Origin of the sequence: Algoriphagus lacus (assembly GCF_003583985.1) — a bacterium.
In the GTDB taxonomy this organism is placed as follows: domain Bacteria; phylum Bacteroidota; class Bacteroidia; order Cytophagales; family Cyclobacteriaceae; genus Algoriphagus; species Algoriphagus lacus.
Genome location: NZ_QXML01000001.1, coordinates 215,664 through 240,939, shown reverse-complemented (window position 1 = coordinate 240,939; position 25,276 = coordinate 215,664). Strand labels below are relative to the sequence as shown.

21 protein-coding genes are annotated in these 25,276 nt (G+C 43.6%); 17 read left to right on the top strand and 4 right to left on the bottom strand.

Features of this window, described 5'->3' with window-relative positions; translation table 11 throughout:
• The first annotated feature begins 29 nt into the window (after positions 1-29).
• The 6 genes from D0X99_RS00950 (at position 30) to D0X99_RS00925 (ending at position 5,800) form a co-directional block, all read left to right on the top strand.
• Positions 30-1,106 (top strand): sensor histidine kinase, encoded by a 1,077-nt coding sequence (locus D0X99_RS00950; protein WP_119476365.1) that lies wholly within the window; start codon positions 30-32, stop codon positions 1,104-1,106.
• Complete coding sequence (locus D0X99_RS00945; protein ID WP_119475775.1) at positions 1,103-1,855, top strand: LytR/AlgR family response regulator transcription factor; 753 nt, start codon at positions 1,103-1,105, stop codon at positions 1,853-1,855. Before D0X99_RS00950 ends, D0X99_RS00945 begins: the two co-directional genes overlap by 4 nt.
• A gap of 55 nt (positions 1,856-1,910) precedes the next feature.
• Entirely contained in the window at positions 1,911-2,585 is a 675-nt protein-coding gene (locus D0X99_RS00940) for a VIT1/CCC1 transporter family protein (RefSeq protein ID WP_119475774.1), read from the top strand.
• Positions 2,582-3,193: a hypothetical protein gene (locus D0X99_RS00935; RefSeq protein WP_119475773.1), complete on the top strand. Its 612-nt coding sequence runs from the start codon at positions 2,582-2,584 to the stop codon at positions 3,191-3,193. Before D0X99_RS00940 ends, D0X99_RS00935 begins: the two co-directional genes overlap by 4 nt.
• A 164-nt stretch (positions 3,194-3,357) precedes the next feature.
• Positions 3,358-4,881, top strand: coding sequence for an amidase (locus D0X99_RS00930; RefSeq protein WP_119476364.1), 1,524 nt, complete (start codon positions 3,358-3,360; stop codon positions 4,879-4,881).
• 19 nt (positions 4,882-4,900) lie between these two features.
• Entirely contained in the window at positions 4,901-5,800 is a 900-nt protein-coding gene (locus tag D0X99_RS00925) for a cation diffusion facilitator family transporter (RefSeq protein WP_119475772.1), read from the top strand.
• A gap of 113 nt (positions 5,801-5,913) precedes the next feature.
• Here the strand turns inward: D0X99_RS00925 and D0X99_RS00920 are convergent, their stop codons facing one another.
• Positions 5,914-6,177 carry a hypothetical protein gene (locus D0X99_RS00920; RefSeq protein WP_147392170.1) on the bottom strand — a complete coding sequence of 88 codons (264 nt, stop codon included), beginning with the start codon at positions 6,175-6,177 and terminating at the stop codon, positions 5,914-5,916.
• A gap of 119 nt (positions 6,178-6,296) precedes the next feature.
• Here D0X99_RS00920 and D0X99_RS00915 point away from each other — a divergent pair, with 119 nt between their 5' ends.
• Positions 6,297-8,489, top strand: coding sequence for a tetratricopeptide repeat protein (locus tag D0X99_RS00915; RefSeq protein WP_119475770.1), 2,193 nt, complete (start codon positions 6,297-6,299; stop codon positions 8,487-8,489).
• 59 nt (positions 8,490-8,548) lie between these two features.
• Here D0X99_RS00915 and D0X99_RS00910 read toward each other — a convergent pair whose 3' ends face one another.
• Positions 8,549-9,010: a DUF4251 domain-containing protein gene (locus D0X99_RS00910; protein WP_119475769.1), complete on the bottom strand. Its 462-nt coding sequence runs from the start codon at positions 9,008-9,010 to the stop codon at positions 8,549-8,551.
• 221 nt (positions 9,011-9,231) lie between these two features.
• On the opposite strand from D0X99_RS00910, the gene D0X99_RS00905 reads away from it, so the two are divergent.
• Together D0X99_RS00905 and D0X99_RS00900 are read left to right on the top strand one after the other, a co-directional pair.
• Complete coding sequence (locus tag D0X99_RS00905) at positions 9,232-10,353, top strand: hypothetical protein (RefSeq protein WP_119475768.1); 1,122 nt, start codon at positions 9,232-9,234, stop codon at positions 10,351-10,353.
• 207 nt (positions 10,354-10,560) lie between these two features.
• A complete protein-coding gene (locus D0X99_RS00900) occupies positions 10,561-11,628 on the top strand; it encodes a DUF3500 domain-containing protein (protein ID WP_119475767.1) in 1,068 nt (355 codons plus the stop codon).
• 135 nt (positions 11,629-11,763) lie between these two features.
• On the opposite strand, the gene D0X99_RS00895 is transcribed toward D0X99_RS00900, so the two are convergent.
• Complete coding sequence (locus D0X99_RS00895; protein ID WP_119476363.1) at positions 11,764-13,482, bottom strand: histidine kinase dimerization/phosphoacceptor domain -containing protein; 1,719 nt, start codon at positions 13,480-13,482, stop codon at positions 11,764-11,766.
• Positions 13,483-14,062: 580 nt separating this feature from the next.
• Between D0X99_RS00895 and D0X99_RS00890 the strand changes: the two genes are divergently transcribed.
• The 6 genes from D0X99_RS00890 to D0X99_RS00865 all read left to right on the top strand — a co-directional run bounded on the left by D0X99_RS00890 (position 14,063) and on the right by D0X99_RS00865 (position 20,968).
• Entirely contained in the window at positions 14,063-14,716 is a 654-nt protein-coding gene (locus D0X99_RS00890; RefSeq protein ID WP_119475766.1) for a DinB family protein, read from the top strand.
• Between the two features lie 302 nt (positions 14,717-15,018).
• Entirely contained in the window at positions 15,019-16,029 is a 1,011-nt protein-coding gene (locus D0X99_RS00885) for a tetratricopeptide repeat protein (RefSeq protein WP_119475765.1), read from the top strand.
• Between the two features lie 123 nt (positions 16,030-16,152).
• Entirely contained in the window at positions 16,153-17,076 is a 924-nt protein-coding gene (locus tag D0X99_RS00880; protein WP_119475764.1) for an alpha/beta hydrolase, read from the top strand.
• 9 nt (positions 17,077-17,085) lie between these two features.
• The gene (locus D0X99_RS00875; protein ID WP_119475763.1) at positions 17,086-18,267 is read left to right on the top strand and encodes a DmpA family aminopeptidase; all 1,182 of its coding nucleotides are present in this window, start codon (positions 17,086-17,088) and stop codon (positions 18,265-18,267) included.
• A 75-nt stretch (positions 18,268-18,342) separates the two neighbouring features.
• Positions 18,343-20,115 carry a DUF885 domain-containing protein gene (locus D0X99_RS00870; RefSeq protein WP_119475762.1) on the top strand — a complete coding sequence of 591 codons (1,773 nt, stop codon included), beginning with the start codon at positions 18,343-18,345 and terminating at the stop codon, positions 20,113-20,115.
• A 328-nt stretch (positions 20,116-20,443) separates the two neighbouring features.
• Complete coding sequence (locus D0X99_RS00865; protein WP_119475761.1) at positions 20,444-20,968, top strand: nuclear transport factor 2 family protein; 525 nt, start codon at positions 20,444-20,446, stop codon at positions 20,966-20,968.
• Between the two features lie 109 nt (positions 20,969-21,077).
• Here D0X99_RS00865 and D0X99_RS00860 read toward each other — a convergent pair whose 3' ends face one another.
• A complete protein-coding gene (locus tag D0X99_RS00860) occupies positions 21,078-22,808 on the bottom strand; it encodes a Vgb family protein (protein ID WP_119475760.1) in 1,731 nt (576 codons plus the stop codon).
• 367 nt (positions 22,809-23,175) lie between these two features.
• On the opposite strand from D0X99_RS00860, the gene D0X99_RS00855 reads away from it, so the two are divergent.
• Both D0X99_RS00855 and D0X99_RS00850 read left to right on the top strand, forming a co-directional pair.
• Positions 23,176-24,840, top strand: a complete 1,665-nt coding sequence (locus tag D0X99_RS00855) for an arylsulfatase (RefSeq protein WP_119475759.1) — start codon at positions 23,176-23,178, stop codon at positions 24,838-24,840.
• Entirely contained in the window at positions 24,837-25,274 is a 438-nt protein-coding gene (locus tag D0X99_RS00850; RefSeq protein ID WP_119475758.1) for a nuclear transport factor 2 family protein, read from the top strand. Before D0X99_RS00855 ends, D0X99_RS00850 begins: the two co-directional genes overlap by 4 nt.
• The last annotated feature ends 2 nt before the right edge of the window (positions 25,275-25,276 follow it).

Sequence of the window (25,276 nt, the reverse complement as noted above, 5' to 3'; positions counted from 1 at the left end):
AAATCCTGCGGTTTTTCCTAAATTCCCACATGACCCAAGCATCATCAGCCACCGACTGCAAAGCCGAGAAAGGAATCTGGCGAGATTTCAAGAAGTTTCTACTCATCAACTTCTTGATTGCGTCTTTCCTGCAGGTGATTTTTTGTCCGATTTGCTTCCTTAGTCTTGAGGATATTATCAGCCTTTTTCCTGATTTTTTGTTTTCATTTTGCGTCTCCATGGCCCTGAGCTTTGGGGGAAATACGGTCCAGGAGTACTGGGAACCTCGGGTTTCCTGGTTGCATGAACCGGTAAAACGACTTTTTTTAACCGTTTCGACCTATTTGGTCTATGCCTATTTGGTGAGTTTTGTGATTGTCTTTTTCTATGCCTGGATCGAGTGGAAATTTGAATTAGGCCAAATTCCCTGGAGGGCAATTTTCAAATTTACGCTTACTCCGATGACCATTGCGTTGGTATTTATGGCGATTTTCACCGCCCGGTCATGGCTCATGGAATGGAAAAAATCCGCCATCGAGGCCGAGCAACTCCGTTCCGAAAAACTTGCCAGCCAATACCAAAGTCTCAAGGACCAGTTAAATCCACATTTCCTTTTCAATTCGCTCAACGCTCTGTCCAACTTAGTCTATGAGGATGCCGACAAGTCCGCGGCCTTTATCCAAAAGCTCAGCAAAATCTACCGCTACGTACTCGATGTTCAGCAGGAACAATTGGTAGAACTGGATCGGGAACTGGATTTTGCCAAAAACTACCTTGAACTTCAGAAGATCCGATTTGAAGAAAATCTGAACTTCAAAATGGACGTTCCCAACTGCAAAGGCTGCTTTTTGCCTCCGCTTTCCCTACAACTTTTGCTTGAAAATGCCATAAAGCACAATATTGCCTCTCAGGAAAATCCGCTCAATATCTCAATTCTTCAAAAGGGAGATGAGCTTTGGGTTAGCAATACCTTCCAGCCGAAGACTAGTCAAAATGAACCTTCTACCGGTGTCGGTTTGGAAAATATCCGGTCGCGCTATCGACTACTCAGCGACCGCGTGCCCGAAATCGTCCAAACCGAAGAGGAATTTTTTGTTCGGCTACCACTTTTAAAAATCAATCCATGAACATCCTGATCATCGAAGACGAAAAGCCCGCAGCCAACCGTTTGATCAAGCTTCTCAAGGGACATTTTGTGGATGGCGATTTCGTGGGCAATCTCGACACAGTAAGTCGCGCGGTTAAGTGGTTTGAAGAAAACCCGGCTCCGGATCTGATTTTCTGCGATATCCAACTTGCCGACGGGATTAGCTTTGAGATTTTTGAAAAAGTAAAGGTCTCTTCCCCCGTAATTTTCATCACCGCTTATGATCAGTATGCGATTCGGGCTTTTCAGGTCAATGCAATTGACTATTTGCTCAAGCCAATTGACCCGGAAGCCCTTGGACAGGCTATAGAAAAGTACAAGTCCCGACAAATTAAACCCAGTTTGGATCTGGAACTTTTGAAAGAATTGCTTCAGCCGGATAAAAAGAGCTTTAAAAGCAGGTTCTTGGTTCGCTTTGGAGAAAAAATCCAAAGTGTGCCCATGGAGGAAGTCTCCTTTTTCTTCAGCGAGGAACGGGTGACTTTTTTGCAAACTGATGCAGGGAAAAAATATGTCCTCGATTCCACTTTGGAACAGGTAGAGTCACAAGTCGATCCTGCCCTGTTTTTTCGACTCAACCGGAAATACCTCAGCCGTGTGGATGCTGTGGAGGAAGTACTGGCCTATTCCAACAGTCGACTGAAAGTAAAACTCAAGAACTGTCAGGATTCCGATATTCTGATCAGCAGGGAAAAAGTGGGAGAATTCAAAACTTGGCTGGATTCCTAACCTGACATTTGTCAGGATCCTTTCGAAAGCAGCGTTTTTTTCTGATCTTTTTTCCATGAAGAAAAAACCGGATTGGAGCCAGATCGTCAAGGAAAGTGCAGTATTGGCACCGATCGACCGCATCTCAGAGGTGTTATTCGGGTTGATCATGGTCTTGACTTTTACAGGAGCAATCAGTGTGGGGACAGATGCCCGGGAGGACGTTCGGGAGTTGCTTTGGGCAGCACTCGGGTGTAATCTGGCTTGGGGATTGGTGGATGCCATCATGTACCTGATGAACCTGATCATCGAGCGGGGACATGCCCTCTCGGTTATCCAAAAAATCCATTCTTCCCGAAAAACCGAAAACTCCAGGCAAATTCTGAAAGACGAACTTTCCCCAACCCTAAGCACTTTGATAAGGGACCAGGAGCTTGACCATTTGGTGGGTAAAATCAAAGAAATCCCCGAACCCGGAATACGGCTACTTTTGACAGGACATGATCTGAGAGCAGGACTTCAGATTTTCCTGTTGGTTTTTCTATGCACACTTCCCATCGCTTTGCCTTTCGCCTTTATTGAAGAATTGGAGTTGGCCATCCGTGTCTCCAACGGAATTGCACTGGTGATGCTTTTTTGGGGAGGGTACCTTCTCGCCCAATATGCAGGATTTCGAAAGATCCTTACGGCAGTCATTTATGCCGGTATCGGAGTATTATTGGTAGCACTCACCATGGCACTTGGAGGATGAAAAAGTTACTTATCCTCACAATTTTCATCCTATGCGGAATATCCGCTTCGGCTCAGGAACAAAATGAGAAGGCCTGGTCTTTTCGAACTGATGCCAATTTCTATTTCTTCACAGATGACTTTATTTTCCTCCCGGTTGTTTCGGCAGATAAAGATCATGTCCATCTGGAAATGCGCTACAACTACGAGGATCTAAATACGCTCTCCACTTGGGTGGGCTATAATTTTTATGGGGGAAATAAACTGGAGTACTTCATTACCCCGATGCTCGGTGCCGTAGTCGGAAATTCCAACGGGATCGCTCCCGGATTGGAGACCACGCTGACATTGGGAAGTTTTGAGGTTTACAGTGAATCCGAATACTTCATTGATTTTCAGGAATCGGAAAACCAATTTATCTACACTTGGACCGACTTGACCTATTCTCCATTGGATTGGCTATGGACAGGAATCAGTGCTCAGCGAACGCGCTTGTACCAGACCGATCTCGATCTTCAGCGGGGAATCATTTTGGGTGGAGGCTTCAAAAACCTGGAGTTGACAAGTTATTGGTACAACATCGGAACCGAAGACAATTTTCTACTTTTTACACTGTCCGCGAATTTTTAATTCTGAGGAGAAAAGAGCGAATAGATCGGAGAACTCGCTATTTTCCATGATGAAATCGAGCATGACTCCAGAGCTTCACGAAGGAATGGTTAGCCTACATACAAGATTTTCCCAAACTCACCTCGGAACATTCAATGTGTCCGAGAAAAATCAATGAAAAACATATGAAAAAATCTTCCCTTGTTCTGATTCTCGTTTGGGTGTTTTTGTCCTGTGCCAGTGAAAAGGCTTCAAAGGATATTCTGGTTGATGAGTTGACCATTACGCAGATTCATGAAGCTTTCCAAAAAGAAGATTATACCGCCGAAGAACTCGTGCAGGCTTATCTGGATCGAATCAGGGGATTGGATTCAGCCTTAAATTCGATCTCTGTGATCAATCCGGAGGCGTTGGAGATCGCCAAAAAGCTGGATGAGGAATACCAAAAAACAGGGAAGCTACGCCCGCTGCACGGGATTCCACTGATAGTCAAAGACAATATCAACACCAAAGGCCTTCCCACTACAGCCGGAGCCTTGGCTTTGGCCGATTTTTATCCGGAGGAGGATGCCTTCATCATCCAAAAACTGACCGATGCCGGGGCGATTATTTTAGCAAAATCAAACATGGCTGAGTGGGCATTTAGCCCGATGCATTCGGAGAGTTCCACCGATGGGACCACTCGAAACCCCTACAATTTAGACCATGTTCCGGCAGGTTCCAGCGGAGGGACAGGTGCTGCTGTTGCCGCAAACTTTGGAACTCTCGGATTGGGAACGGACACAGGAAACTCGATTCGGGGACCTTCCTCACATAATGCGCTGGTTGGATTTCGAACGACTTTAGGCTTGGTGAGCAGGGAAGGTATCGTGCCTCTTTTTCTCCGAAATGACGTCGTCGGCCCCATGTGCCGAACGGTGGAAGATGCTACCAAGGTCTTGGAGGTAATTGCGGGAATTGATCCGAAAGATCCCCTGACCGATTATTCGAGAGGAAAGTCTGAAACAGACTATCAGCAGTACCTTCAACCTGACGGATTGAACGGAGCACGAATTGGGGTATTTCGTACCCTTAGCGAAAATGAAACCGATCCGGAAATTTCCACCCTGTTTAATCAGGCCTTGAAAGACATGGAGAGGCTTGGTGCTGTGATCGTGGATTCTGTGGAAGTGGAGAATTTCGATTCCCTCCGAAGAAATCAATGGTGTCCGGTTTTTAAAGTAGACGTAGAAAAGTTTTTGGCAGATTATGTCAAAAGGGACACCATGAGAACTATTGCCGATATCATTCGTGTAGGCACCAAATCAGATTATGCCAGAAATGGACTTGAAAGCTTTCGTGAAAGTCAGCTCCCTGAAAATATGAATCAGGATTGCGGGGACCCATTTACAGATTTGAAGCGGATTGCTTTCCGCGAAGCCATCGAAAAAGTAATGGATTCGCTGGACCTTGACGCCCTGGTCTATCCGAGCTGGAACAGTAAACCTGCGCGGATTGAGCGATTCCAGGAAGAATATAAAGGAGACAACTCCCAAATCATTTCTCCCCATACCGGACAGCCGGCATTTACCGTACCTATGGGATTCACCTCTGGAAATCTACCCGCAGGACTGCAGTTTCTTGGAAAGATGTGGTCAGAGCCTGTTTTGATTAAATTGACCTACGGATACGAACAAGGAACAAAACACCGCAAGCCTCCGGTTTTGTAACAGTCAAGTCTAAATTCCCATGGCCCATCACCACCACCATCACGATTCAGGGAAAAATCTCCGGACAGCCTTTTTCCTCAATCTGGCCTTTACGATTCTGGAGCTTTTTGGGGGATGGTATGTGAATAGTGTGGCAATAGTTTCTGATGCTGTTCATGATTTGGGGGACTCGATTTCATTGGGCACTTCCTGGTATTTAGACACCCTTTCCAAGAAAAAAGCCACCAGATCGTATTCCTTTGGGTATCGGAGGTTTTCACTTCTAGGTGCTCTGATCAATGCAGTCGTTTTGATTTTGGGTTCTGTCTTTGTAATCCGGGAGGCAATCCTCCGGCTGCAAAATCCGGAAATGTCCGATGCCGAGGGGATGCTCTATTTTGCTCTTTTGGGAGTAGCAGTCAATGGCTATGCTGCCTGGAAACTCAGCAAGGGAAAAACCCAAAACGAAAAAGTGATCTCTTGGCATTTGTTGGAGGATGTATTGGGTTGGGGGGCAGTTTTGATTGCTGCAGTGGTCTTGTACTTTTATCCAAACCCCTATTTGGACCCTGCGCTATCCTTGATTATTGCGATTTACATTCTGTGGAATGTCGTCCAAAGACTGAGAGAGACAGCTTTTTTATTTCTTCAGGGACAGCCTTCCGATGTGGATCAGGCCGCAATTGAAAAGGAAATTCTCGCAATCACCCACGTTCAATCCATTCATCATACACACATCTGGTCGCTGGATGGGGAGCACCATGTGTTTACCACACATGTCAAACTCGAACCTATGGAGTCTCTTGAAGAGTTACTTCAGGTAAAAAATGAGCTAAAGCAAATCATGAAAAAATACCCTTTTGAGCACTACACCATCGAGACGGAAATTGCCGAGGAGGACTGTGACTTGCTTAAAGAAGAAAACTGTCATCATCATTAAGAATAGTTTTTGCCGAACTTATATCCTTTTAGAATTATTCGGTATTAAAGAAAAAACCCAAGCCGATATGCGGAATGGGTTTTTTTCTTATTTCTGTTTAAAGAAAATGACAATCAGGTTCGTGCGGGATCTACTACCCGGGTCCTCGCAGGATCAACCAGTCGTGTCCTCGCAGGATCAACTAGGCCTTGAGAAGAATCATCACTTCCTTGGTCATTTCCGTCCGAATCATTGGATTCTTGGGAAATTTCCTCTTCTTCAGAAGAATCTTGGGAATCTTGCTCTTCTTCTTGACCGGCTGCTTTAAGTTCTTGAATGAGTTTTGCAGTTAAAAGTAAAGCCCAGGGATTAACCGTGTCAGCATAAAATCTTTTCATGATTATTAGTTTAAATTCGAAGTAGATAATACTAAATATAGATTGTTTAGTAAACCTACCAAACTTTATTACTTTGGAATCTGGATATTTCGCTTTTAAAAAATCTTTCTTGCCCATTCATGACCTGTTCTTTATACAAAAAATCTAGGTTCAGCATACCCACGCTTGGCCTGATTTTACTTTTGGTCGGGAGTTTTAGCCTGTTGGCTGCATCAGAGTCGAGTGCGCAGAGTGTCCAAAGTCTAAAGGATGAACTTCAGCAGCTTTCCAAAAGACCTGACTATGCCAAGGATACAGCATATCTATCAAAGGCCAATGAGCTGGGGTTTTTGCTAGCCGAAACCGATCCTGACAGTGCTTTTTCGTTCCTGGAAAACCAAATTGAGCTTTGCCGAAAAGCGGGTTTCAAAAAGGGGGAATCAGATGCATTGAAAATTTATGGCAATGCCCTTCAAAATAAAGGAGATTTTGCCGCTTCAATTAGCTATTATCAGGATGCACTCATCATAGCTGAAGGCCTTCCGGAAAAGAAATTGGTACCCGGAATCCTCAACAACATCGGGTTGGTGAATTACAATCTCGGTAACTACGCAGAGGCCCTTAGCAAATTTTACGAGGCGATTAAAGGGTCTGAGGAGTCGGGAAATATGTATGTCAAAGCAGCTGCCCTCAACAATATCGCTTCGATCTATTTCGAGCAGGAGAAGCTGGAGGAGGCCAAAACCAAGTACAGAGAAATGCTGGAGATCTATCGAAAACTGGGAAATCAGGGTAGGATGATCTTGGCTTACAACAACATCGGGGATGTAGAACTGAAACAAAACCGACCTCTGGAGGCCTTGGAGAATCTGAAGATTGGGCATAGCTCTGCTCTTGAACTTCAAAGTCCGGAATTTATAGAAATGACTGCGAGGACATTGGCGGGAATCTATGCAGCACTCGACAGTTCTGAAAAGGCGGAGGGATTTTATCGCCAATCCATCGATATCGCTCGAGAAAAGGGTTACGGCGTACCCTATTCCCATTCCCTGATTGGCCTGGCAGATCTGTATTATAAGCAGGGTAAATACCAGGAGGCTTCTGCATTTGCCAATGAAGGATTGGTTCAAGCGCAACGAATGGGACAGCCTATGCAGCTCCGCAATGCCAACGAACTGTTGGCAAAAATCCTGGAAAAGGAAGGAAATTTTGAGGCAGCTTTGGAAAAGTACAAGCTTTTCAAGAATTACAGTGACAGCATCAATAACACCCAGGGTAAGCGACTGGCTACTGCTTTGGAATCTGAATATGAGTTCTCCAAAAAAACCTTGGAGTTTGAAAAATCTTCCCTTCGCCAACGCTGGCTTATTTTTTCCGCAGGCATTGGATTAGTTACGTTTTTGGTAATTCTGTTTTTAGTCTATCGAAACAGAAATAACCTCAACAAGGCATACCATAGTCTAATGGAAAAGAATGCTGAAATCGGGCAAAAGAACTCCGTGCTGGAAAATACCCTGACTCAGCTGAAGTCCACTCAACAACTCCTCATACAATCTGAAAAAATGGCTTCGTTGGGTGAACTCACCGCTGGAATTGCCCACGAAATCCAAAACCCGCTCAATTTTGTCAATAACTTTTCCGAAATCAGCATGGAGTTGGTGGACGAAATGAATCAGGAGATGGATAAAGGCGACTTGGAAGAAGCTAAATTCCTTGCGTCTGAGCTAAAAGGAAACCTCTCCAGAATAAGCAGTCATGGGAAAAGAGCTGGGTCCATCGTAAAGGGGATGCTCGAGCACAGCCGCAAAAGCGAGGGCAAAAAAGAACTCACTGATCTTAATCAACTGGCAGATGAGTGCCTTCGACTGAGTTTCCATGGGCTCCGGGCTAAGGATAAAAGCTTCAATGCGGACTTTAAAGCAGAGCTTGACCCTGACCTTCCGCAAATTGAGGTGGTATCTCAAGACATTGGAAGGGTTCTTCTCAATCTTATCAACAATGCATTTTATGCCTGCACTGAGCAAATCCCCAATCAGATCGCAGATTCAAAAAATGGTAGCATAGCTGAGTTAAAGCCTCTGGTCAAAATCTCCACACAGAAAACCAAAAATGAAATTATAATCACCGTCAAGGACAATGGCCCGGGAATTCCTGAGTCACTTAAAGACAAAATTTTCCAGCCATTCTTCACTACCAAACCGGCAGGCAAGGGCACCGGCCTTGGATTAAGCCTAAGCTATGACATCGTCAAAGCACATGGGGGAGAATTGAAGTTGGAATCAAAGGTTGGTTCCGGAACAAGTTTTTTCATTCATCTTCCCATCCTTTCGTAACCAATGATGTCAATTCCATTTCAAGGAATAACGAAGGTCCTTGAATTGGCAATGCTTGCTTATTCCTTGATGTATCCGTTGTAGGACATTCCTTGTTTGCTGTTGCTGATTACTCGGAGAGAAGCTGATCCATTTTTTTGCACCGTAAGATAGACCGATCTAATATCGCTGGTTTCGGTCGGCTCAATGGTTATTTCCCATCCTCCTTTCTTTTTGGGCTTTACCAGAAAATCAAATTCCGAAAATTCAAATTTCAGACCTCCATCCCCCGACCCGGGGTTTCCCTGATAGGATCTTCCAAAAAAAGGTAAATTCCCTACCACTTTTTCAGGGCTGACTTGGAGGGTGTATCCCGGATCCAGTTGGATCATCCTTCCGTTCATGCCGGAGGCCTGTCGTGCTTCGAAAACAATAGTCTCCGAATCTATGGCAGACTGTAATTTTTCCGGATCAGTTTGCTGGGCCTGAGCAAATCCGAAAAAAGAGAGACAGAAAATAATAATGCTCGCTAACGTTTTCATACCGCTGGGTTTTGAGTACGTGCAAAAGTTACTAATACTTTTACTCAAATGATTTCCAAAAGCTGGCCTCCTCTGGAGTTTAGACGGATTGGTTTAATCTTTAACCTTCCTTTGACATTACTCCTTTTCCAAACTGATATTCGTCATGTTTTTAGGCTAGGGATCCTTATACATTTGGTCATATATTATATTAATTCTCTTTTTTTCCACCTACTGCAGTTATGAAACAATCATTTCTATTTGCAATCGCTCTGATTTTGAATTTCGGTTATGCCGAAGCCCAAATATTTTCCAATAAGGAAGTTGGAAAGAAAAACGAGCGGTTCATCGACAGTCTCAAAGCTGCCGAATATCCCTATGCTTTGCCCATTTGGGGAGATAAAGCCACCGGGATGGGATTCAATCTTCCGTATTCCGCAGGGCTAAGTGTCCAGTATTTTTGGTCAGAATCTGATATTATCATAGAAAACCTCATGGTTGGGTTTAATGGTGGAGAGATGTATAATGTGGATGAAATCATCCGGTTCAACAATTCAGTAGCCGCCGCCAGCGCAGTGACTGTGAGACCGGATATTTGGCTTTTTCCCTTTTTGAATGTCTACGGTATTTTAGGTCAAGCCCAAGCTTCTACTCAAATAAATGCAGGACTTTGGCTCCCGGATGGTGAAAATAATTATACTGAGGTTCTTCCTTTCGAAACTCAGGTAGATTTCAAGGCAACTACTTTTGGTCTGGGGATGACACCTACCATTGGTGTGGGAGGAGGTTTTATGGCGTTGGATATGAACGTAGCCTGGACTGACGTGCCTCAACTTGATGAGCCGGCATTCTCATTTATTTTTGGCCCAAGATTTGGCAAAAACTTCAAGTTGGCTAAGCCTGAAAGATCCATTGCCGTTTGGGTAGGTGGGTTTCGAGTGCATATCAAATCCGGGACTAACGGGTCTGTAGCATTGAGTGATGTTTTCCCAGAAGGAACCTTGGGAGGAAGGGTAGAGGAAGGATTTGCCAAAGTTGACAATGCATACGACCAGGTTAATTCTTGGTGGAATGGCCTTAGTCAAGCCGAACAAAACAATCCTATAAATCAGGCTAAATACGAAAAGGCAAACTCTGCTCTGGATAGAGCCAGTGAGATTTTGGTGGCAGCAGATGGAGCGATTGGCACGATTGAAAACTCAACTGTTCAATATTCCATGGATAAGCGGGTAAAAGATATGTGGAACTTCCTCGTAGGCGGTCAGTTCCAGTTGAATAAGCACTTTATGTACCGATTGGAATATGGTTTCTTGGGATCAAGACAGCAAGTCATGACTGGCTTGCAGTACAGATTCGGACTCTAAACTTTAAGTGACCCACCTTTTTGTGGTTCATTTTCCAAAAGCGACCTTGGTAAAACCAAGGTCGCTTTTGCTTTTTGGTCAGGGGATTTTCAGGATTATTATCAGAAAAACTAGATTTTTCCGCTACCTTTTATTTCTGTGAAGGCAAAGGATCGGTTCCTTTGTTCAAAAAAGAAAAACTTAACACTCCCCTTCTTTTAATCCGCCATGTTGAAAAAACTATTTTGTGTGCTGGTCTTGGCAATCTTAGCTATACCGGCATGGTCCCAAAACACAGAAAAGCTAAAATCCTCTACCTTAGGTTTCATCCAAACACTCGAAGGCAACCAGCGGGACTCTGTTTTCATTGCCTTTGCCGATAGCTCTAGAACCCAGTGGACCAACCTTCCTTTGGGACTCGCCCCTCGGGTTGGTCTTCGGTATGGTGATCTTTCCGAACAGAGTAAAATTGCTTTTCATAAAGTTCTGAGTACTGTTTTTAGCTCTCAGGGATACTTGAAAACCTTTGCCATCATGCAGGTGGATGACATTCTTCATGAGCTTTTTGAAATCCAGTTTCAGCAGGGGAAAGTCAACGAACGAAGCATGGAGTTTATCCGAAAGCTAAATTGGGATTACGGGAATTATTATGTGGCGATAGCCGGGAATCCTGAATCGGATGACACCTGGGGAGTGAAGTTTGAGGGGCATCACATTTCTATCAACCTTACTGTGGCGGGGAATGAATTTACCATGACACCGCTCTTTTTCGGATCAGACCCGGCGGTGGTGGAGGCTACTCAGTATGCCGGATTGAGGCCATTGAGTAAGGAAGAAGATTACGGTTTTTGGCTGATCAATGCACTGGATGAAAACCAAAAAGCCAAGGCAACCCTAAGCGAGAAAGTGCCTGGAGACATCATCACCAGTCCGGACCGCCCACAGTGGCTGGAGGAATTCCAAGGCATCAAAGGATCGGATCTCAATGAAGGCCAGCAGAAAATCCTTCACTACTTAATCGAAGAATACATCGGCAATTTGGACCATGAAAAGGCGGAAGAATACCTCGCCAAGCTACACGCGCGTGGAATGGGCGAAGTCTATTTTGCCTGGATCGGAAGTTATGAACCGATGAAGCCCCATTATTATGTCGTTCACAGCCCTGACTTTTTGATCGAATATGACAACGTTGGATTTCTTGACAATGCCAATCACATCCATAGCATCTGGAGAGAAAAAGGAAATAATTTCGGAGAGGATGTCCTGAAAAAACACCGAATGAATCATAAACACTAAGTAAAAAATTCAGGGAGGATGAATTCTATTTCTTTCTTAACCCAGCTTTATTATTGTTGGGAAAAGTAAGGAAGGGGGATGGATTAAATGGAATTTGAAACTCTTCCAATTCCGAAAGGCAGAAACCTGCTATGCTTACACGTCAAGTGTACCGGCTAGCTGCTTTTTGAAATTGATCAACACCATGGTCCCATTACTTACGTCCATGATCAATTTTCCATCAATTTGTCGTGTTAGCAGTTCGACCAACTGCGTACCAAAACCAGTGCCCTTAGCTTTGGAATCCAACTTCTTTCCTATTCCGTTGTCACTGATTTTTAGCTGAAAATTGTCCTCCTGCAAATTTTTTAGACTTAATTCAATATGCCCATTTTCACCTTTGGGGAAAGCATATTTCAATGAATTGGTGAGCAGTTCGTTCACAATCAAACCCAATGGCACCGCCGTATCCACATCCAATTCAAGGTCATTCATTTCAATAGTCACCTTTATTCGTTCGGATTCATTGTATGAGTCCAAAATATTGATGCACAGGTTTTCGAAATAATTTTTCATTTCGATAAATGCCAACTGCTCACTTTGGTAAAGTTTCTGGTGTAAAATTCCCATAGATTGTACCCTGTTTTGGCTTGCCAACATGACATCCTTCATATTTGGGTCGTCTATTTTTGCAGACTGTAGGGCTAATAAACCCGACACAACTTCCAGGTTGTTTTTTACCCGGTGATGTATCTCTTTTAGCAACACTACATTTTCGCTGTTTTTTTGTGAGAGCTCATTTTTGGTTTTAATCAGGTCCTTGATCATGACATTAAGCTGGTGGGTCCGGTCTTCTACCGTCTGCTCCATAGCGAGAAAAAGTCTGCCATACTGGTTAGTGATATAAATGTAAATGCCCAGTGGATAACTGATATAGAGCAATATCAGATCTATATAATATAAGAAGGTGCTAATCGAAATGAGATCCGCATTGATCATCCTATTAATCAATAGAAAGAAAGAAGTACCTATTGCTCCAAAAGTGACATATAACGCTTCTTTGTTTTTTTCTTTGATGGCAATTCGCATGATGATGACCATCAAAACAATTACGGAGAGGATGATAGTAGCATCAAAAAGGACGAAGTTGAAGATTGGAATAAAATAATTCGTTGTTCTTATGATTGCCAGCCAAACCAAATGCTTGGTCCAGTAAAACTTTTGAATTCGAAACAGAGAACTTAAGGAGTAAGGCAAAAGACCAAAACCCAAACCAAAGGCAGTGGAATTTATTATACCACTGAAAATTGGATTGGAAAAACCGTTAAGGTCAGCAAACAAAAGTATGTGGGCACAAATGGCCGCACATAAAAAGAAAAAGGTGATAAGCGTAATTACCAGGTAAGGCTCCTCTTTCCTGAATTTGAAGAAAAGTAGCATATGCAATACCAACAGGATAAAAAGTACAACCACGATGACCGAAAGGGTGGCAAAGCTGTTGGCATATCTAAAGTCTGAATAGTTTGCCCGAACTTTTGAGGAAAAACCGATATCAAACCCCAAGTTTTCAGAAAAGTGCCTGAATGTCTTAAAGTTACTTTTTGAATGATGATTTGAAAATCTAATAGCCAGCGTATGTGTGCCCTGTTGAGAAATTCTCAAGGGTCTGTCCCCTTTATAATCAGGAGTGAAGGTCTGCTCCAGCTGGCGGTTCGGAGAGAAATTTCCATACGAAGCTACCAGCTTTCCATCCAGGTAAATTTCAGCTGCCCCCCATGAGAAAAAATAAAGCCTTTCAATTGCTTCAATTGTTTTCGGATCAGCCGTAAAAGTGATTCGCCACCAACCAAACCCCGACCAAAGGCTATCCGGCATTTGGTAAGCTTTTAAATCATAAGGAGGAATATTGTACCAATTCCTGTCATCAAAGTTGGGATTTGCCCACTCCGGATTGTCTCCCGGTTGGTATCGCCAGCTTTCTTTAAATTTTAACTCGAGTAACCCTTCTTTAAATTGGCTTTCGTCTAAATGGGGCAGTTGGGCAAAGGAATCAAAAGCTCCTAAAAAGCTAAACAGGAATAAAAATAGGCAAAGGTGAAACGGTTTAATTAACCGAGCCTTCTGGTGACTATGAGCGATATCCTGCATAGCTCAAACATAAATTTAATTTTTGAGAATAGGTTGGCAAAGAACGTTTGGTTCTGAAGATTTTACGAGCACAGGCAATGGGAGCCCTTTAAAATTCCATTCTGTTGCTAAACCCACACCCGAAAAGAATTACCATTCCTTGGGAAAGAATTAGATTTGATTTGTCCTAAATAGGAGAAGTAAGGAGGGCGCGTTGTGTAACTTCATTCGAACGATTTTCAATACAGAAAACTCTGAATCGCTCCATAGAAATAAGCATATGGGCAGTGATGATTTTTGCAACACACCTTATTTCAATAGTTCACACATGAAAGATACAAATCCATCCACGCGCAGAGATTTCATAAGGTCAGCGGCGGTAATTACTTCTGGTACGTTTGGCTTATCCATGATGCCGCAATTAGGCGCAGCCCATAGTTTACCAGCCGATGAACGGATAAATATCATAGGGCCAAGAGACGGATTTTCGCCACAGATTGGAACACTGCTATCCATGATGACCTGGATGCGGGATGTGATTTTACGTCCGGTCAAAGGAATGACAATAGAACAGTTGGATTTTATCAATGATGAAAACTCCAACTCAATCGGATCGATGTTACTCCATTTGGCGGCCACGGAGCGGTTTTATCAGGCCCATACTTTCGAAGGAAAGGCATGGGGTGATTGGAGCGAAAAGGATAAAACCCGGTTTGAAGTGGCGATGAACCTCGGAGCCGAAGCTCGGAAAACGATCAAAGGAAATAACCTGGATTTTTATTTAAATGCATTGGAGGAAGTGCGGGAAAACACCATCATGGAATTCAAAAAACGGGATGATGAATGGCTGTTTTCGGTTGATGAGAACTGGCCTTGGGGTCCGACAAACAACTACTGCAAGTGGTTCCATGTCTGTGAGCATGAATCCAACCACAACGGACAATTCAAATACATCAAAAGCAGGCTTCCGGAAAGTAAATAAGAATAAGGCCTCGGCAGGCAACAATCTAACTTAAACATCTAAAATCAAGTATTACGAAACTCAGGATCTTTATTAAAAACTCATCGCTTACCGATCTCAGCATAAGTGCATTTGGCAGTGTAAGCTGGAATGGTAAAAGTTTTGAAGGCGACACGCCTACTACCACAGATATACTCGGCCCTTTTTACAGACCAGAAGCGCCCATTCGAACCCATCTCAGACTTGCCACTTCAACCGGGGCACCGATTGTTTTAAAAGCATTCATTTTATTGGCTTTGTTCTTTGCTACCAACTTTAGCGGCATGGCACAGGTTAGCGGTAAAGTTTATTCCCAAAACAAAGAAGCAATTTCTTATTACAGCAAAGCTCTTGATTACATAAAAATCGGCAACCCGAGAAATGGCGGTTCGGTTGATAGCCTGCTGAAAGCAGTTGATTTGTTAGAAAAGGCAATAAAATCAGACCCGCGTTTTGTAACTGCCTACATTGAGTTGTGCAAGACGTACTGGCTATTTGATTTTTCTTACCCCAATTTCCCCACATATAACAGTAGTGCGGTGGTTATTTTACCAAAGGCAAAAGCCTCAATTTTGAAAGCAATAGAAATTGACAGCACGTCTTCGGAGGCATACTCGCAATTGGCAAGAATGAACAAGAATTATGAATACAACTGGGATGAGGCCTTGAAAAATTATGCAAAAGCAATTAAGTATGATTCAACCAATGCAAGTAATTATGCTTCCTATGGAGAAACACTTGCATTGAAAGGGGAGTGGGATGAAGCTCAAAAATGGATTGACATGGCAAATAAAATAGCCCCGACTGATAGAAGTGTATTACTCACAACAGGTATTTATTACTATTGGAAAAGAGAGTATGACACAGCGACTATATACCTTGAAAACATTAGTCCCGAAAGTTGGGGTAAAATCTTTTATTTAGGCATGGTAAATATTGCTAACAATAATGCTGAGAAAGCAGAGAAAATGTTCAGAACACTTTATCCAAAATTTGAGCAATATGATGGAGGCTCAAAAGCACTTTTGGCTTACGCTCTTATTAAAAATGGACATATTGAGGAAGCACGAAATATATTAAAGCGAATTGAAGAATTGAACCAAGTTGTTGAGTACCGCTCAGCAGTTTGCTATGTTGCTTTGGGTGAATACGACAAAGCATTTGAACTGCTGAATCAATATTTTGAGAGACAAGGTAATTGGATGACCTGGTTTAAATATGATAAAGTTTGGGACCCTATTCGGAACGATTCGCGGTATAAGGACTTACTAGCCAAAATGCCGTTTGTTGAATGATTTATCAGAATTCAAGTAACAGGGACAGGCATCTTTTGATCTGGCAAAGAGAGGAAGGAAAAAGGGAAAATACTTCGGGCCACCTGGTTTTCATATAAATAAAAATAAATCAAAGTCTTTAAAATGAATCGGGAACGCATTATTCAATCCTCCATGCAAAAAACATCCAGTTACCTGATCCTAATTTTTTCAATTCTCCTGTCCTCTTGCTCCAAAAAACTGACCTCACTTACAGACCTGTCCGAAGCGGAAAAGGAGACAGTCTATCAAATATTGAAGAATGTTTCATATGACTCAGATGCGGAACAGGTGATGGATATCTACCTGTCCCAAAAGGCAAAATCCTTTGGTAAGCGAAACTATACCGTTGTATTCCTTCATGGAGGAGGCTATTACTTCAGCGACAAAAGTCAGGAGGAAAGATACATCGAACCTTACCTGAGGAAGGGACTGAATGTTATCAATTTGAATTACCGACTCAAAAGAGGGATTTCTTTGGCGATGGGCGATCTGACAACTGCCTTAAATTTTCTCAAAGCCAATAATGCTGACTATGGATTGAATTTGGACAATGTGATTGTGACCGGTTTTTCCGCCGGAGCACACATTGCTACCAATGTTGGCTTAGCTCAAAACAATCCTGAATATTCCAATCGACTTGATAAAGGAATCACGATCACAAGCATCATCAATTTTTCGGGTCCCGTGGATGGATTGGATGTGGTGGAACGGATATTTACCGAACATGAGAATGAACAGTTCAAAGCGGTGGGAAAGGCATTATTCCCTTCCGAAGGATATGAATCAAGGGAGAACATAGCTCGCTACGAACCAATCACTTATTTTGACCAAAACGATCCTCCCGTTTACCTGTGGCAAGGAGGCTTGGATGATCAGATCCCCCCCGTGACTTTTGAACGGTTTGTTCCCTTAATGAGAAAGGATAAAGACCTCAGAATTTTTATACCTGACGGAAAGCACAGCCCAAATCAGAAGGAGTTTGAAAAGGCTTATATTGACCTGTTTAAGTTTTTGGATGATTTATAAAAAACCAATATGAAGAGGTCGATTTTACTACTCATTCTTACGTTCACACTATCCATTGCCCACGCCCAAAAACCTCGTGCAAGAGATCTGGGAGTTCCTTTTAATGGCACAACAGGTCAATTCAATGCAATCACCGATGTGAAGGGTGTGGAAGTGGGATACAGCACCATCATCTCAGGAAGCGGGGAAAATAAGGTAGGAAAAGGACCTGTCAGAACAGGCGTCACCGCCATTTTTCCTCGGGGAAAAGCCCAGAAATTCAGCCCCGTGTTTGCCAATTGGTACAGTTTGAACGGAAACGGGGAAATGACCGGAACTACCTGGCTGACCGAATCCGGATTTTTGGAAACCCCGATCATGATCACCAATACCAACAGTGTGGGCGTAGTTCGGGATGCCGTCTTGAAATGGTACGTGGATACTGATTGGTACAGAGGGGAAGAGATGTGGTACACTTATCCTGTTGTGGCCGAGACTTACGATGGGTTTCTTAATGACATTTATGGTTTTCACGTCAAAGAAGAGCATGTGCTCGAAGCCATCACCAATGCCAAATCAGGGAAAATAGCCGAAGGAAATGTAGGCGGAGGCACCGGAATGATGTGCTTGGGATTTAAAGGCGGAACCGGAACGTCCTCAAGGATTGTCACGATCAAAGATTCCACTTACACGGTTGGTGTTTTGGTACAGGCAAATTTTGGCAGAAAACCTTCCCTCACCATTGCCGGTGTTCCGGTTGGAAAAGAGTTGATGGATACCCTGAACAATGAATTAAAACTTCCTCCCCAGTCATATCGAAAAGAAGGAAATGGGTCTATCATCGTGGTGGTTGCCACAGATGCCCCCTTGCTTCCCCATCAATTGAAGCGAATTGCGCAGCGGGTTACCATCGGAATCGGGCGGACCGGAGGAATAGCTACAAATGGTTCCGGGGATATTTTTATCGCCTTTTCCACCGCTAATCCGGATGCTTTCCAGCGATCTGATTTTGCCAAAGTGGACATGTTGGCAAATGACGAAATCGATCCTTTGTTGGAAGCGACGGTTCAATCTGTCGAAGAAGCCATCATCAATGCTATGATCGCGGCAGAAACCATGGAAGGAATCAACGGGAATAAATCCTATGCATTGCCTCATGGATTGCTGGTGGAAGTGCTCAAAAAGTACAATCGCCTGAATGAAGTAAAATGAATAAAATGGTCCAAATCCAGACTGTTCGTCAGGAGTAATCCTACCAAGTTTTAAAATAGAATTAGCTAATAACGTATGAAGAAATTTATTGGAGCTATGCTCTTCATCCTGATGATTTCAGGATGCTCCCCTTCAAAAAAAGAAAAGGATTCGGTTGACCTCAACGGAATCTTTTCGCAATTCGCCCGTGAAAATTATGAACTCTATCCGCTATTAGCTACGCAAAATAACGTGAATGACTTCAACGATCAGCTTCCAGTGGATATCAGCGAAGAGTTTTTTGAAAAGGCCATTGCGCTAAATACCCGTTATCTCGACACACTCAATACGGTGGATTACGATGGGCTGACAGATTCTGAAAAATTGAGTGTGGATGTCCTTAAGTACCAATTGACCATCAAAAATGAACAACTGATCAATCGCTATGGATTTTATAAGCCCGTTGATCAGTTCGTATTCAGTTTTCCACAACGATTTGCAGTACTCGGTTCAGGAGCAGGATTTATTCCATTCAAGGATGAAACCGATTACCGCAACTTCATTAGTCGAATGAAGGCTTTTCCGGAATGGATCGATCAGTCCATTAACAATATGCAAACCGGATTAGAATTGCACTTTACCAATCCAAAGGCGAGCATGGAAAAAGTGCCGGCACAATTAAGACCCCTGTTTGAAGCGGAAGTTGAGAACCATATTTTTTATAAGCCCTTACAGAATTTACCCGAAACGATCGATAGTGCTGCGCGGGAAAAGCTAATTGCTGATTACACCGATGCGATTGAAACACATATTAAACCCGCCTACAAAAAACTGAACGATTTCCTTGTTGACACCTATATTCCAAACACCCGTAGCACTACCGGCCTGCTTGACAACAGCAATGGGAAGGCAGAGTATGCGTATTGGTTGAAGTATTACACCACTACGGACATTACAGCAGATGAGATTTTTGATCTGGGACTTCGTGAAGTGGCCCGTATCCGAAATGAAATGGATTCCATCAGGAAATCAACGGGCTTCAAAGGTGACTTGCCGGCATTCTTTGAATACATCAAAACGGACCCGAAATTTTTCCCCTTCAAGACGGAGGAAGAAGTTTTGAACAGATTCCGAAGTTTTGAAGCTCACATGGAGCCCCAATTAAATCGTCTTTTTAATCTCCGACCGAAAGCCTCCTTTGAAGTGAAAGCCACAGAGAAATTCAGAGAGGCCGGAGCCAATGCCCAGTATATGCAGCCCTCGCGGGATGGGAAACGCCCGGGTATTTTCTACGAAACAGTCCCAAATCCATTGGAGTACAATTATTTTTCAATGGAAGGATTATTTATTCATGAAGCCATACCGGGTCATCATTACCAGGTTGCCATACAACTGGAAGCCGATATTCCTGAATTCAGAAAATCATATTGGACAAGTGCTTTTGGTGAAGGCTGGGCATTGTATGCAGAAAGTCTGGGAACTGATCTGGGTATGTACACCGACCCCTATCAATACATGGGCAGACTGAATAACGAGATCGAGAGAGCCGTTCGCTTAGTGGTGGATGCTGGAATGCATCACAAAGGATGGACACGGGAACAAGCCATCGCCTATGTGCTGGAGAATCAGCCTGTCTCAGAAACTGAAGCAATACAGCGCATTGAGCGATACATGGTCACGCCTGGGCAGGCCGTCAGCTACAAAGTAGGTGAATTAAAAATCATTGCCTTACGTGAAAAAGCCAAGCAGCAGTTGGGGGAAAAATTTGACATTCGGGAGTTTCATGATCAGGTTTTAAAGGATGGTTCCTTACCCCTGTCCATTTTGGAAAGACAAATTGACTTATGGATTGCAAGTAAAAAACCGTAATACTTCTGGGGAGGAAAACATCCGGATAAAACAGAAGAAAAGTCACCCTGCCAGAAGCACAATCCATAAGAAAAAGGGAGAATCAAAAGCACTGGTGTCCTGACTTGAAGGCGATGATCAATTTTAAACTTCATGAATCGCTTTGGTAGGAACTATGAAAAAATCGGCAAGGAAAACTTCCGGGAAACCCTTGGGTTCAAGGTGTCATTGAATCTGGTAACAGAGCTGAAAGGAGATCAATAGTTTGGTCTAGCCATACTTAAAATGGCTATCCTCCATTCGGGCTAAAGTACTTTTAGAAATTAGTTTAACATAGCATTTACTCAAAATGAAAAGATTAATTGATCATTCGCTGTTTGCATTGCTTCTTTCCATTACCATAAGTTGCAATCAAAACTCCCAAGATTCTTCAAAAGCCGAAACCCCCATACCGACGGTGAGCAAAACCGAACTGGAAAATGAGGCCTGGCATATGGAAGAACTCTATTGGGTGTATGTTCAAAACATTGACACAGTTTCCTATAAAACACTCTGGCATGCCAATTTCATCGGCTATCCAAGTTTTGGGGATGGCGTTTCCGACAAAAGTAAAATCGCCAGTTGGATATTGGATTTACATAAGGATCCGGGTCTGAAATACAACTATGTCCTTCACAAAAAGGCCTCCAATGCTATTGAGGATGTGGTGATGGTGTTTTATGACACGGATTATTTCTGGACTGACAAGGACAATCAAGTAGTCAGAAAAGGGACCTTAAAGATTACCCATACCTGGAAAAAAGTGGAGGGCAAGTGGGTGATTTTAGGAGGCATGGCAGCGGAGAAAAATCAGTATGCCCTTGGGGATAAATAAACTAGATCTGGGTGAAAATCAAATAAAAAAACTCCCCCATATCCAAAAGGAAAAGGAGGAGTTGGTCACCATTTTAGTTTAAAAAGCTGTTTTTTGTAATGAAAGAACCTCAGAATTTAGAGACTTTGTAAATCACATTCTTGCCTCCCCCTGAGACATAAATATCTCCGGATTGACCAATTGCTACGCCATCAAACCACCAGGTAGGTGGAAAGTTCGGCAAACCAGCTGCAGGAGCACTCAGTTTCAGACCATCCGCAATTTTAGTCACTTCACCGGTGGACAAGGAAATACGGGATAGTCGTGAAGCCCCTGATTCAACTACCACCAACGTCCCGTCACTATCCCAAGCCAATCCTTCTGGATTTGCAAGTCCTGTTGCCAAAATGGTCGGCGCCTTTGGAATATTTCCATTGAAATCAATCTGCCAAACAATTCCTGTACCCCAGTCAGCTACCCACAACCTTTCTCCGTCAGTAGCCAGACCGCTGGGTGCAAAAACTGTTGCATTGTCGATCGGCAGGATCATAGAATGGTCACTAGCCCAAATCACTCCTCCAAGTCCCACATCGGAGGTGACAATTCCGTCTTTAAATCGCAGTGCATCAATCGGAGCCCCTACCGGAAAGCTTTCCACGACCTGATCAGTCTGTGGATTCCATACTTGAACCACCGCACCAAACCAGGAAGAAACGATCAGATTCTCTCCGTCTGCAGATAGGGAGAAAGAAGTAGTCAGATTGCCTTCGCCATTTAGTAAATCCCCTTTATAAGTGTTTTCCAACCTTCCTGTGAGCCCATTGATTTTTCGCAATCGGTATAAATCACCCACAAACAAAGCGTCCTGATTATTTGCCCCAGGTAATACCGCCAAGCCCATAGGCCCGATCATCCCTCCACCACTTACCGTGCGAGGCTGTCCACTCGGCAGAATTTCTACCACTGATCCTGACTCCGCATTTGAGATAAATAAAGCCCCTTTGGAATCAAAGGCCAGATTGTCCATTCCTCCCTCCAAGGTGGCAAAAAGCGTTTTTTCCCCCGTCTCAGTATTGACTTTAAAAACTCCACCGGACTGATCCAAGACATGAAGGACTCCTTTGGAATCAAACTTCGCAGCAACCGGGACGGTGAAGCCAGCCGAAACCACTGTCACCGTTCCATCGGTGTAGGGACTAGTGGAAGGGGGACCTGGTCTGTTGATGTCTACTTTGACTAAGATATCTCCGGCAAAAATAGGTCCATACAACATGCCGTCGGCTCCAAAGTCAAACGCATTCAAAAACCCAAGGGGAAATGGATTTTCCGGTGTGGAAATGATGATAGGCCGTGGGGCATCAACAAGATTGGGATCAAGTTCATATAAGCCATCACCCAAGAAACAAAGCCCGACAATGAGTCGCCCGTCTTCAGAAAAGGTAATCGGGTTGACACCAGGAGCAACAAACTGCTCAGTTACCACACCTTCCGGAGTCCTTCTCTTTACGAATCCAGTAAAAATATCTGTCCAATACAAAGAACCGTCAGGGCCGAACGCCAAATCATCGGGAGTGGTCACTCCCACATTTGGTCCAAGTCGATTCAGAATCTTTCCGGTTTGACTGTTCATCACGATAATTTCCTGCCCATTTACCGATCCGATGTAAAGATTGCCATCCGGGCCAAAGTTGATACCATTGGCTCCCTTTATGACTGCGCCACTTGCAATCTCTTTTACCAAGGGTTTGGGGCCCTTTTTGCTATTGGCACCCAAAGGAATAAGCTCATTAAATTCTTGGCATGCTGAGACTGCAATCAGCAAGGCCAAGGTGGCTGCACTGGGAAATAATTTAAGTTTCATAGTGATTGGGGTTATGGTTAAAAATGAAATTCTTTGAAATAATAAAGCCTTTATTTTCAAGAAGTTAAATTGAAAAAATAGCAACTCCTAATGTCAAAATTTGTCTAGGATATGCTCAGAAAAAAGAAAAACCGCCAATCAACCTTGGGAAAATAATCCATGCTGTTGGAGAAAAAATTCATACAGTTGGTCCAAGATTGAAAAGATTGGAATGATGGATTATCTATTTTATTCCTTGAAGATTCTTCAAACTTTTTTTCCAACAAGCCTTAAAACCTGATTTAACAACTTGAATTTCTGCAATTTCTACCTAAGTTAAATCTTATGGAAATCGTCCGGTACCTCAATAGACGGCAACAACTAAAACATGAATTGTAAAGCAAAATCCTTCCCTCTGCTTGTTCTGTTTGGACTTTCACTTTTCTCCTGCAAAAAAGACACTCCTTCCCCAAAAGCCTCCAATATCCTTCTGATTGTCGCAGATGACTTAGGATATGCGGACATGGGTTCTTTTGGGGGAGATATTGAGACACCAAACTTGGATGAACTAGCCAGGCAAGGCATTCGCTTTAGCCGGTTTCATACTGCCCCGTTTTGTGCAGTGACGAGAGCGATGCTTCTCTCAGGTAATTTTAGCCATGTTGCAGGTATGGGTTCACAGGGACTGGTAACTGGTGTGCCCGGATACGAAGGCAGACTCAGTGATCGGATTATTCCTGTCCCTGAATTACTTCGAAACGCAGGCTATCACACATACATAGCCGGAAAATGGCATTTGGGAGGAATGGAAGGCGCAAATCCTGCTGACAAAGGCTTTGAAAAATCTTTTGTGATCCAAGAGGAAGGGGGTGCTAATCATTACAGCGAGAAAGGCATTTTTCCTGAGTTTCCGGTTACCCTTTATACCGAAAATGGAGCCCAAGTTAAGTGGCCTGACGGTGCCTATTCCACGGACTTTTACACGGATAAACTGATTGAATACATTCAGTCCAACCCAAAGGATGGAAAACCTTTTTTCGCTTTTGCGGCCTACACATCCCCACATTGGCCACTTCAAGTGGATTCAACCTACTGGAAAAAATACGAAGGCCGCTATGATAAAGGCTATGAGGTACTTCGCGAACAGCGATTGGTGTCACTAAAAAAAGCAGGGATGATTTCACCTAATGCACAGCTTCCCCCACTTCATCCCCGGGTCAAGCCTTGGGATTCCCTTTCTCCGGAGGAGCAGAAAAAGGAAGCCCGCAAAATGGAACTCTATGCCGGCATGGTGGACAATTTGGACTACAATATCGGCAGGTTGATTGCTTTCCTAAAAGAAACCGGACAGTATGAAAACACCCTGATTGTCTTTATGTCCGACAATGGCGCTGCCGCGGAGGATTTCTTCTACCATGAGTATTATGGGCCTTTTCTGCAGGAGAATTATTCTGACGCACTCGAGGACATGGGTAAAGAAAACTCCTTTGTCTCCTATGGCCCCCAATGGGCAGAGGCCGGATCAGCCCCATTTCTGTACTTCAAAGGATATACCACCGAAGGTGGGATGAACGCCCCGATGATCATAGCGGGCAAAGAAGTCGAAGGCAAAGGAAGCATCAACTCCTCTTTCCTCACCGTGATGGACTTGGCTCCTACCTTTTATGAATTGGCAGAAGTAAGTTATCCCGAAAGCTGGCAGGGAAAAGCAAGAAAACCTTTGGCAGGAAGCTCAATCTTGCCTTTACTGACAGGAAAACAGGATCTGGTCCACGATTCTACTTATGTTTTTGGGCTCGAGCATCGAGGCAATGCGATGCTCAGAAAGGGAAAATGGAAGCTTTTAAATACGACTACTCCCTTGGAAGTGAAAAACTTCGGGCTTTACAATATAGAAACCGACTTATCGGAACAGCAGAATCTGAAAGATCTTTACCCTGAAAAATTCCAGGAGCTACTCCTCGAATGGGAAAAATTCTCCAAACAAGTCGGAATCGTCACTCCTACTCCGAAAGCAGGGGAAGGATTGAATAATCAAAACATCAAACCATGAAAAACACACTTCTCCTTCTCTTGGGGCTTTTTATACTCAGCTTTTCCTATGGACAGGATTCTGAGATCGCCCAAATCCTTTCCCAACGGGATGCTTCCAACAAAGCCCTTCGGAATTTTGATCATGAGTTGAATGCCACCTTCTCCACTGACGACCTGTTTATCACTACCGGGGCAGGGACGCTGATTTCAGGCAAAGAAGCTCAGGCAGCATACATTAACTCGCTTCAAGGTCCCAAAATATATTGGGTTCGGACTCCGGATGAAGTGCTGGTCAATCCCAAAACCCTATTGGCATGGGAGACGGGAACCTGGAAAGGATACTATGAAAACTCGGAAGAACCTGTTGTTGGCGGAAAGTATTCGGCACAATGGACCAAAGCCTCAGGGACCTGGCTGATCCGATCGCAGTTGTTTGTCACTTTGGAAAATTAAGG